Origin of the sequence: Inquilinus sp. CAU 1745 (assembly GCF_039839375.1) — a bacterium.
Lineage (GTDB): Bacteria > Pseudomonadota > Alphaproteobacteria > DSM-16000 > Inquilinaceae > JBDOQU01.
On the sequence record NZ_JBDOQU010000004.1, the window covers coordinates 256,759 to 266,032 of the forward strand.

A 9,274-nucleotide genomic window follows, 5' to 3' on the forward strand; every position below is an offset into this window, starting at 1 on the left:
AGCGGCGATGGCCGCCGGAGCCGGGCGGGAACGATGCGACGCCGCGCCCGACCCTGTCAACGATGCCCGAGATGGCTGTGGAGTTGGATTTTATTTAAGTGCCGGTTAACCAATGCAACGGCAAGCTTCCCGATCGGATGACGCTCCACAATCTCGGGGGAGAAGGGCTGCCATGGTCGTCGAAAACGCCGCCATCGTCGGAAAGGTCGCCAACGAGGCGGGAACCCTGGGCGTGGAAATTGCTGACGTCGCCGGCCATGTCGAGGATGTGAGCAGGCGGGTCGAAAGCCAGGCCCGGGTCTTCTCCGACCTCGACCAGGCCGCCGGGCTGATGGTCGACAGCAACCACCGCGTGACCTCGGCGGCGGAGGCGGCGCGCATGGCGGCGGCCGGCGCCCGGTCCGAGGTCGCGAACTCCACGGACAGGATAGAGACGGCGCTGGGAGAGATCCGCGGACTGGTGGAGGCCGTCGCCGGCATCGAAGGCCGGCTCTCCGGCCTGCGTCAGGCGCTCGACCGGGTCGGCAAGGTCGCCGCCGGCATCGACGCCATCGCCAAGCAGACAAACCTCCTGGCGCTGAACGCCACGATCGAGGCGGCGCGGGCGGGGGAGGCGGGTCGCGGCTTCGCCGTCGTCGCCGGCGAGGTCAAGGCGCTGGCCGGCCAGACCAGCAGCGCCACGGCGGAGATCGACGCCACGCTCCGCGACCTGAACGAGCAGGCCTCCGCCATCATGCAGGATATCGCCGGCTCGATGGGTCGCGCGGAATCGGTGCGGGAAGGCACCAGCGCCATCGGCGGCGTCGTTTCCGCCGTCGGCGCGGCGATGGGCGATGTCGACCAGGAGGCCGAACGGATCGGCGGCGCGGCCGAGGAGATCGGCCGCCATTGCGCCATGGTGCGGGAGCGCATCCAGGGCATGGCCTCGGATGTCGCCCTGTCCAACGACAGCCTGAAGACCGCGAAGGACCGCCTCTACGGCCTTCTCGGCGTCAGCGAAAGGCTGATCGGGCTGACGGCGGAAGCCGGCGTCGACACCGTCGACACGCCGGTCATCGGCAAGGCCAGGGACACCGCCGCCGCCATCGGCCGCCTGCTGGAAAAGGCGGTGGACGACGGGACCATCACGCTCGACGCCCTGTTCGACGAAGACTACAAACCCGTCCCCGGCACGAACCCGGAACAGGTCACGACCCGGTTCACCGACCTCACCGACCGGCTGCTGACGCCGGTGCAGGAAGCGCTGCTGGATTCCGACAGCGGCATCCTCTTCTGCGCGGCGGTCGACCGGAACGGCTACCTGCCGACCCACAACCGGAAATTCTCCCAGCCCCAGGGCGACGACGCGGCCTGGAACACCGCCAACTGCCGCAACCGCCGCATCTTCAACGACCGCGTCGGCCTCGCCGCCGGCAGAAGCCAGCAGCCCTTCCTGCTGCAGAGCTACCGCCGCGACATGGGCAGCGGCAAATACGCCCTGATGAAAGACATCTCCGCCCCCATCATCGTCAAAGGCCGCCACTGGGGCGGCTTCCGCATTGGTTATAAGGTATAGCCTTCCCCCCTCGTCCTGAGCCTGTCGAAGGACGCAGGCACGCATGGTTCGACTGGCTCACCATGAGGATTTTCTTGTAGTTGGTCATTCCCGACTTGATCGGGAATCCATAGGCGCTCGCCGCTCCACCGCCGGCGAAAGAACGAGCACGGTCCCGGCTTCCGTCGACGCTGCATGGATGCCGGATCGGGGTCCGGCGCCGCTTCTTTCAGGCGGCCGGCCGGAACGTCACCGTCGGCGTCCAGTCCTTGACGGACTGATGCGCCTCATAGGCATCCAGCCTGGCCTGGAGGTTGATCCACAGTTCGGCCGAGGTTCCCAGCACCTTTCCGATCCGGGCCGCGATCTCCGGCTCCAGCCGGACATGCCCGTTCACGATCTGGCTCATATGCTTGCGGCTGATCCCGATCGCCCCGGCAAACGCGGTGAGCGAAACCTCCCGTGGCTTCAGGTACATCTCCGTCAGGATCGTACCCGGCGGCGTCGGTCGCCGCCCCATACGCGTCAGCCTGTCCATCAATGATAATCCTCAAGATTCAGGATCGTGGCGTTCTCGCTGTCAAAGGTGAAGTGCAGTAGTTGCCGGAAACGTGCATCGAAAATTCGCCTTTCCGATCTCCGCTCAACTCGTGGAAATCCTTCACCCCCTGGCAATCTCCCAGATCGCTGATAGCGTCCAGCAGGTCCAGGATCAGTAGGCAATTGGCATGATGATGTTTGCTGATCTTCGCCGTTTTGCCCTTCTCGAACAGCTCCTTCAGCCCCTTGTGCCTGATCTTCTCTATCGGCATGACGCCTCCGGATCGTTACCTTATAGGTAACAGATGGCCGGTTACCGCGCAACTGCCGTTGTCGGGAAGCCCGAAGGTTAAAGGCTCCCCCTCGGGGCCTGTTTCATGCTTTCCATGAAGGCCAGGAACATGCCCTCGATGGCCTGCCGGCCGATGTCGCGGGTGATGAAGACGATCTGGGTGCGCGGTGCGCCGGTCGGCCATGCGCCGATCGTCGCCGGCGGGTGGAACAGGTGCTGGACGCCGTGGATCACCACCGGCCGCTCCGTCTGGGTCGTCCAGACGACGCCCTTGACGCGCAGCAGATCGTCGCCGCGCAGCCGGGTCAGCGCGTCCATCCAGTCGGCGAAATCCTCCCACGGCACGGGATGGTCGAGTTCCAGGCAGAAGGACCGGATGCGGTCGTCATGGCGGTTCACATCGTGATGATGGCCGTGGTCGTCATGTTCATGCCCGTTTCCGTGCCCATACGCCTCCGCCTTCAGCCAGCGTCCCACGTCGGCGGATTTCGTCGACGGGTCGTAAAGGCCGGCGTCGAACAGCGTGGCGGGGTCGATGTCGCCATGGTTTGCGGGCAGGATCGGCGCGGCCGGGTTCAGCGTCCGCAGCCGTCCGGTCAGTTCCTCCACCGCCTCGGCGTCCGCCAAGTCGGTCTTGGTCAGGACGATGCGATCGGCGACGGCCGCCTGCTTCACGCTCTCCGGTTGCGCGTCCAGCGTCGCAGCACCGTTGAATGCGTCTACGGTGGCGATCACCCCGTCCAGCCGGAACCGTCCGGCCACCAGAGGGTCGGTCATCAGCGTGTGCAGGATGGGCGCCGGGTCGGCCAGCCCCGTCGTCTCGATCACGACCCGGTCGAACTCCGGGATCAGCCCCTTCACCCGCTTCAGGAACAGGTCGCGCAGCGTGTCGATAAGGTCGCTCCGAATGGTGCAGCACAGGCAGCCGCTCTGCATCAGCACGGCATTGTCGTCCGCCTTCGCCATCAGCGCGTGGTCCAGCCCCACCTCGCCGAACTCGTTGATGATGACGGCCGTGCGCTCCATCCCCGGATGCCGGATCAGGCGGGAAAGAAGTGTGGTCTTGCCGCTGCCCAGGAACCCGGTGATGACGGAGATGGGCAGTCTCTCGACTTCGGTCTCGGCCATCTCAGCTTCCGGCCCGGTCACGACAGAGCGGGCACAACCCCTTGATCTCGACCATCGGCCGCTCGATCGTGAAGCCGCGATCGGCGGCGCTTCTGTCGATCGCCTCGGCGACGTCCCGGTCATGCAACTCCGTCGCCGCTCCGCAGTCCGAGCAGACGAGGAACTGCGTCGGGTGTCGCTCGCCCGGATGGACGCAGCCGACGAAGGCGTTCAGGCTCTCCAGCCGGTGCGCGAAGCCCTGGGCGACCAGGAAATCCAGCGCCCGATAGACGGTCAGCGGGGCGGGCCGACGGCGGTTGTCGCTCGCCAGATCGTCCAGTATGTCGTACGCCCCGCGCGGGCGGTGGCTGCGCCAGACAAGCTCCAGCACCTGCCGCCGCACGGGAGTCAGCCGTACGCCCCGCCGCTCGCAAAGCGCCTCCGCCCGCGCCAGCGCGTCGTCGACGCAGGCGGCATGGTCGTGGGGTTCCGACGCGATGTCGTAGGGCGCGGCGGTCATGGGTCAGGCCTCGCCCTCAACCATTGCCCCCGACGCCATCCCGTCCCGCAAATCGAAGATGCGCGCCATGACCGCCAGCATCAGCACGCAGCAGGACGCGAACAGCCCGAGGCCGAACCAGTAGAGATAGGGGTCGCGTGTGGCCGCCACGAACAGCCCGACCAGCCCCGCCACGCCCAGCGCGGTCACCATCAGCCAGCCGCTGGCGTCGTCGTTCGGCCAGATATCGAAGGTCTCGCCGTCCGGCACGCCGTCGAAATGCTGCTTCATCAGGCGGAAGACGGAGAGCGTCGCCGCGACGAACAGCAGAAGCCCCAGCTTGTAGCCGTTCTCGGTCTGCGCGCCGGACGACACGAACAGGCCGAACAGCCCGGATACCGTCATCGCGGCCGCGGCTCCCAAACGTTTCATGATGTCGATCTCGCTACCTGATGGACTGACCAGTCGATTGTTACACTATTTCATAAGCATTCCCGGCCCTCGCGACAATGGGACCGAATGTCCACGATTGACGGTCCGCCGCACCACTCTTGTTGGTCATTCCGGCCCCCGAGCCGGAATCCATACGGCGCCGAAGGAAGTCGAGGCCGTGCCCCGCCCGTCGCCGCCGGTGAAGCGGCAAGGGCTTATGGATTCCGGATCAAGTCCGGAATGACCAACAAAAACAATGTCATGCTGGACTTGATCCAGCATCCATACGGTGTCAACGATTTCGGCGAGCGAGCCGGTTCTTCACCGCCCGCGCAGCGTCGACGGCCTATGGATTCCCGTTCAAGTCGGGAATCACCAACGAAAAGAACCTCATGGTGAGCCCGTCGAACCATGTGTGCCCGCACCTTTCTACAAGCTCAAGGTGAGGAGTTGTTCTCCGAAAGCCGCCCCCCGAAACGGAAACGGGGCGGCCCGAAGACCGCCCCGCTCATCTCCACAACCGGCCTTCGTCAGCCGATCGCGCCGCCATCATCCCTGGTGACGACCACCACGGAGGGCCTGACCGGCATGTCGGGGTCGAAGTCGGGCCAGCGGGTGGACGGGTCGGCGTAGGTCGAGGGCCGGCCGAAGCCCGGCCATTCCGATCCGCCGTCGGCCGGGTGCTGGACCGCCAGGAACAGGGCCTTCCCGTCCGGCGTGAATTTCGGCCCGCACATCTCCGCGCCCACGGGCACGCGGAAGAACAGCTTTGAGAAGCCGCGCCGCTCCCCCTCCGTCTCCATCGCCCACAGACCGTCCGTGCGGCCGCTATATTCGAAATCGTTGCCGTCGGTGCTGATCCAGAGCCGCCCCTGCGGGTCGATCGCGCAATTGTCCGGCGATCCGAACCAGCCGTTGGCGCTGATGTCGGAATGCCAGGCCGCGCCATGGTCGGGATTGTCGGGATCGCCGCACTTCACCAGGATCTCCCAGGTCGCGCTGGTGGCGGCGTGGTCGCCGTCCGGCGTCACGATCTCCACGATATGGCCGTAGGCGTTGTCCGGCCGCGGGTTGACCGCGTTCTCCTGACCGGCCTCGCGCCTCGTATTGTTGGTCAGCATCAGATAGACGCGGCCATTGGTCGGGTTCGGCTCCACATCCTCCGGCCGGTCCATCTTGGTCGCGCCCAGAAGGTCGGCGGCGCGGCGGGTCTCGATCGCCACGTCGGCCTGGGCCTCGAACCCGTTCTCCGCCGTCAGCGGCCCCTGCCCATGGACCAGCGGCATCCACTCCATCGTCCCGTCCTCGTCGAAGCGGGCGACGAAGAGCGTCCCTTCGTCCAGAAGCGCGCCGTTCGACGCCGGGTTCTCCAGATCGACCCGGCCGTCGGAGACGTATTTGTAGAGATAGTCGAACCGCTCGTCGTCGCCCATATAGACGACCACCCGGCCGTCGCCGTTCATGATCGATTCCGCGCCCTCATGCTTGAACCGGCCCAGCGCCGTCCGTTTCACCGGCACGGAATTGGGGTCATAGGGATCGACCTCCACCATCCAGCCATAGCGGTTGGGCTCGTTCGGCTCCTGCCCGACATCGAAACGGGCATGTTCCCGGCTCCAGGCATAGGAACCGTCGGGCGCGCCGTAGCGGGCGTAGTTCTCCGTCTCGCGATGGCCTTCGGGCAGCGTTCCGGCGAAATAGCCGTGGAAATTCTCTTCTGCCGTCAGGATGGTGCCCCAGGGTGTGGTCCCGCCGGCGCAATTGTTGAACGTCCCGATGACGTTCCGCCCTTCCGGATCGGCGGAGGTCTTCAACCGGTCGTGCCCCGCTGCCGGGCCGGACACCGTCATCATCGTCGAAAGCGCCGTGATGCGCCGGCCATAGCGGCTGTCGGGAACCACCGCCCAGCCGTCGCCTTCCTTTCGGACCTCCACGACGGAAAGCCCGTGGGCCGCCATCTCGATCGCGATCTGCTCCGGCGTCAGGTCGGCCAGATCGTATTCGCCCTCGGCATTGGCAAGGCCGGGGAACATCAGTTCGGAATTCACATATTCATGGTTCACCACCAGCAGCCCGTGGTCGGCGGTCTCCGACCCGCGCGGCAGCGGCACATAGCCGACATAGTCGCTATTGTAGCCGAACTGCATCTCCTGCGCGGCGGCGGTCTGGTTCTCCGGGTCGAAGGCGGGCGCGCCCGCGACGACGGGATCGCCCCAGCGGATCAGCACCTGCGCGGTGTGGCCCGCCGCGACGTGATGGGTCTCGTCGACCCCGGCCTCGATCTCCTCGAACCCGAAGCCGCCGACCGCCGCCTTCGCGGCCTTGGACGTCAGCAGCGACATGGCCGGAATCGCCAGCGCGGTCATCGCCGCGACCCCCAGCCCGCCGCGCAGCATGTCGCGCCGGCCGAAGCGGGCATTGACGATGTCGCCGAAGGTCGGGTTGTCCGAAGCGTTGCGCCCGGCATCCTCCGACAGCTCGTATTGCATGGATTTCGACAGGTATGTGCCGTCGCGTGCGTCCATTGACTTGACCTCTCCCAATCGAGGATTTCACGGATTTCGGATATTTTGGGGCACGAAATGCCGAGCCCGGCCGGGACCATATCCGCCGGCCGTGATGGTTTTGTTTCGGCCCCATGACCGCTCGGTGAAATGCCGGCGCGTCCCCAATACGGTTGTCCGATTCAATCCAGGCTTGTATCGTCCGCGCCGTCCGCCGCTGTTTCCGAGGCTTCCCATGTCCGCCGCCCTTCCATCCTTCCGCGCCACGCTGGCGGCGCTCGCCTGCCTGGTCCTGCTGACCGGCTGCGGCGTCAACGCGATCCCGACGCTGGAGGAGCAGGTGAACGCGGCGTGGAGCCAGGTGCTCAACCAGTATCAGCGTCGGGCCGATCTCGTGCCGAACCTGGTCTCGACCGTGCAGGGCGTCGCCGCGCAGGAGCGGGAGGTTCTGGAATCGGTCACCCAGGCCCGCTCGCGGGTCGGCCAACTGGCGATTCCGGCGGACATCACCTCCAACCCGGAAGCGTTCCGCCAGTTCCAGGAAGGGCAGCAGGCGCTGACCGGCGCGCTGTCCCGCCTGATCGCGGTCAGCGAGGCTTATCCCGTCCTGCGGTCCAGCGAGAATTTCCTGACGCTCCAGTCGCAACTCGAGGGGACGGAGAACCGCATCGCCGTCGCCCGGCGCGACTATATCGAGGCGGTGCGCCTCTATAATACCGAACTGCGCACCATCCCCGGCCGCTGGTGGGCGGCCTGGCTCTATCCGGAGGCCCGGCCGAAGGAGAACTTCACGATCGACGAGGCGGACCAGCAGGTGCCGGAGGTGGAGTTTTGATCGCCGCGCGTCTGCGCCGGCTGCTGTTCCCCGTACTGGCGGCCCTGTTCCTCACCTCAGCCGCCGCCGCCCAGTCGCTGGACCTGCCGGCGCTGAACGGGCGTGTCGTGGACGAAGCCGACATCCTGCCGGCGGATGTCGAGGCGTCCCTGGACGGGCAACTGGCCGCCGAGGAGGAAAGGACGACCAACCAGGTCGTGGTCGCCACGGTTCCGTCCCTTCAGGGCGTCGATATCGAAACCTTCGCGGTCGAGCTGTTCCGCGCCTGGCAGATCGGACAGACGGACGCCGACAATGGCGTCCTGCTGCTGGTCGCCCCGGAAGAGCGGGAGGTGCGGATCGAGGTCGGCTACGGGCTGGAGGGCGCTCTGACCGACGCCGTTTCCTCCTCGATCATCCGGCATCGGATCCTGCCTTCCTTCCGGGATGGCGACCTTTCCGGCGGCGTCCAGGCCGGGGCCTCGGCCATCATCTCCGCGCTCGGCGGCGAATACGTGGTTCCCGCGACGGCGACGGGGGTAACGGAGGGTGGAAGCGGTCTCGTCACCTCCGCGATCACCGTCGGCGTCTGGGCCTTCATGGTCTTCCTGTTCGTCGTCCGCCGGATGATCGGCAGCCGGAGACGCCGGTTCTACGGGCGTGGCTGGGCGATCGGGACGGGAGTCGCCGGGGCGAGGGGCGGGTTCTCCGGCGGCGGCTTTTCGGGTGGGGGTTTTTCGGGCGGCGGCGGCAGTTCCGGCGGCGGCGGCGCTTCAGGGGGATGGTGACGACATGGCGCATCTGACAGGGCAGGACCGGGAGAGGATCGCGGCAGCCGTCGCGGCGGTGGAGGCCAGGACCTCGTGCGAATTCGTCGCGATCGTCGCGCCGGAAGCCAGTTTTTACTGGAGCGTGCGGCTGGGCGCGCCCATCCTCGCCTCCGCTCTCATCTCCCTGGTCTGGCTTCTCTGGGGGCCGACGCCGCTCACGGCGACAGGCCTGCTCCAACTCCAGACGGTTACTTTCGCGGTCGTCGGCGCGGCCTTCTTCTGGACCCCGCTCCTGCGCGCCGTGACGCCGAAATCCCTCTTCCATGAAAGGGCGGCCATGCTCGCCCAGGCCCAGTTCCATGCGTCCGGCGTCGCCGGCACGAAGGGGCGGACGGGCGTCCTGCTGTTCGTTTCGCTATGCGAGCATCATGTGGAGATCATCGCCGACCGGGGCGTTGCGGAGCATATGGGCCCGGACGACTGGCAGGCCGTCATCGACGGCTTCGTCGCGAAGGTGCGGCAGGGCCGCCTGGTCGACGCCTTCGAATACGCCACGGCCGCCTGCGGCGACCTCCTGGCGGAAAAATTCCCTCGCCGCGACGACGACCAGAACGAACTCCCCGACGCCCCCACGGCCCTCTAACGTCATTCCAGCAGAAGCTGGCAACTGTGTTGTCAGGCCCAGGCTTTACGGTCTCTGAGCATGGCGTTGAGGTGGGTGAGGAGCTTTCTGGCGACGGCGATGATGGCGACTTTCTTGGTGAGTGAGCGGCTGTAGACAG

The 9,274-nt window shown here is 66.6% G+C and carries 10 protein-coding genes; 4 read left to right on the forward strand and 6 right to left on the reverse strand.

Translation table 11 applies throughout. The features are described 5' to 3' along the window. Positions 1-172 precede the first annotated feature (172 nt). Positions 173-1,555 carry a methyl-accepting chemotaxis protein gene (locus AAFN89_RS07520; protein WP_347537576.1) on the forward strand — a complete coding sequence of 461 codons (1,383 nt, stop codon included), beginning with the start codon at positions 173-175 and terminating at the stop codon, positions 1,553-1,555. A 208-nt stretch (positions 1,556-1,763) separates the two neighbouring features. On the opposite strand, the gene AAFN89_RS07525 is transcribed toward AAFN89_RS07520, so the two are convergent. The 6 genes from AAFN89_RS07525 to AAFN89_RS07550 form a co-directional block, all read right to left on the reverse strand. After that, on the reverse strand, positions 1,764-2,072 hold the full coding sequence (locus AAFN89_RS07525; protein WP_347537578.1) for a HigA family addiction module antitoxin: 309 nt from the start codon (positions 2,070-2,072) through the stop codon (positions 1,764-1,766). 19 nt (positions 2,073-2,091) lie between these two features. Beyond that, a complete protein-coding gene (locus AAFN89_RS07530; RefSeq protein ID WP_347537580.1) occupies positions 2,092-2,346 on the reverse strand; it encodes a type II toxin-antitoxin system RelE/ParE family toxin in 255 nt (84 codons plus the stop codon). Positions 2,347-2,423: 77 nt separating this feature from the next. After that, a complete protein-coding gene (locus tag AAFN89_RS07535) occupies positions 2,424-3,494 on the reverse strand; it encodes a GTP-binding protein (protein WP_347537582.1) in 1,071 nt (356 codons plus the stop codon). A gap of 1 nt (position 3,495) precedes the next feature. Further along, positions 3,496-3,993 carry a Fur family transcriptional regulator gene (locus AAFN89_RS07540; RefSeq protein ID WP_347537584.1) on the reverse strand — a complete coding sequence of 166 codons (498 nt, stop codon included), beginning with the start codon at positions 3,991-3,993 and terminating at the stop codon, positions 3,496-3,498. A gap of 3 nt (positions 3,994-3,996) precedes the next feature. Next, positions 3,997-4,404 carry a hypothetical protein gene (locus tag AAFN89_RS07545; RefSeq protein ID WP_347537586.1) on the reverse strand — a complete coding sequence of 136 codons (408 nt, stop codon included), beginning with the start codon at positions 4,402-4,404 and terminating at the stop codon, positions 3,997-3,999. 530 nt (positions 4,405-4,934) lie between these two features. Further along, positions 4,935-6,929: a PhoX family phosphatase gene (locus AAFN89_RS07550; RefSeq protein ID WP_347537588.1), complete on the reverse strand. Its 1,995-nt coding sequence runs from the start codon at positions 6,927-6,929 to the stop codon at positions 4,935-4,937. Between the two features lie 214 nt (positions 6,930-7,143). On the opposite strand from AAFN89_RS07550, the gene AAFN89_RS07555 reads away from it, so the two are divergent. From AAFN89_RS07555 to AAFN89_RS07565, 3 genes are read left to right on the forward strand one after another with little or no spacing between them, the layout of a single operon-like run. Beyond that, complete coding sequence (locus AAFN89_RS07555; protein WP_347537590.1) at positions 7,144-7,743, forward strand: LemA family protein; 600 nt, start codon at positions 7,144-7,146, stop codon at positions 7,741-7,743. Continuing rightward, positions 7,740-8,510, forward strand: a complete 771-nt coding sequence (locus tag AAFN89_RS07560) for a TPM domain-containing protein (protein ID WP_347537592.1) — start codon at positions 7,740-7,742, stop codon at positions 8,508-8,510. Before AAFN89_RS07555 ends, AAFN89_RS07560 begins: the two co-directional genes overlap by 4 nt. A gap of 4 nt (positions 8,511-8,514) precedes the next feature. After that, positions 8,515-9,135 carry a TPM domain-containing protein gene (locus tag AAFN89_RS07565; protein WP_347537594.1) on the forward strand — a complete coding sequence of 207 codons (621 nt, stop codon included), beginning with the start codon at positions 8,515-8,517 and terminating at the stop codon, positions 9,133-9,135. Positions 9,136-9,274: the final 139 nt, after the last annotated feature.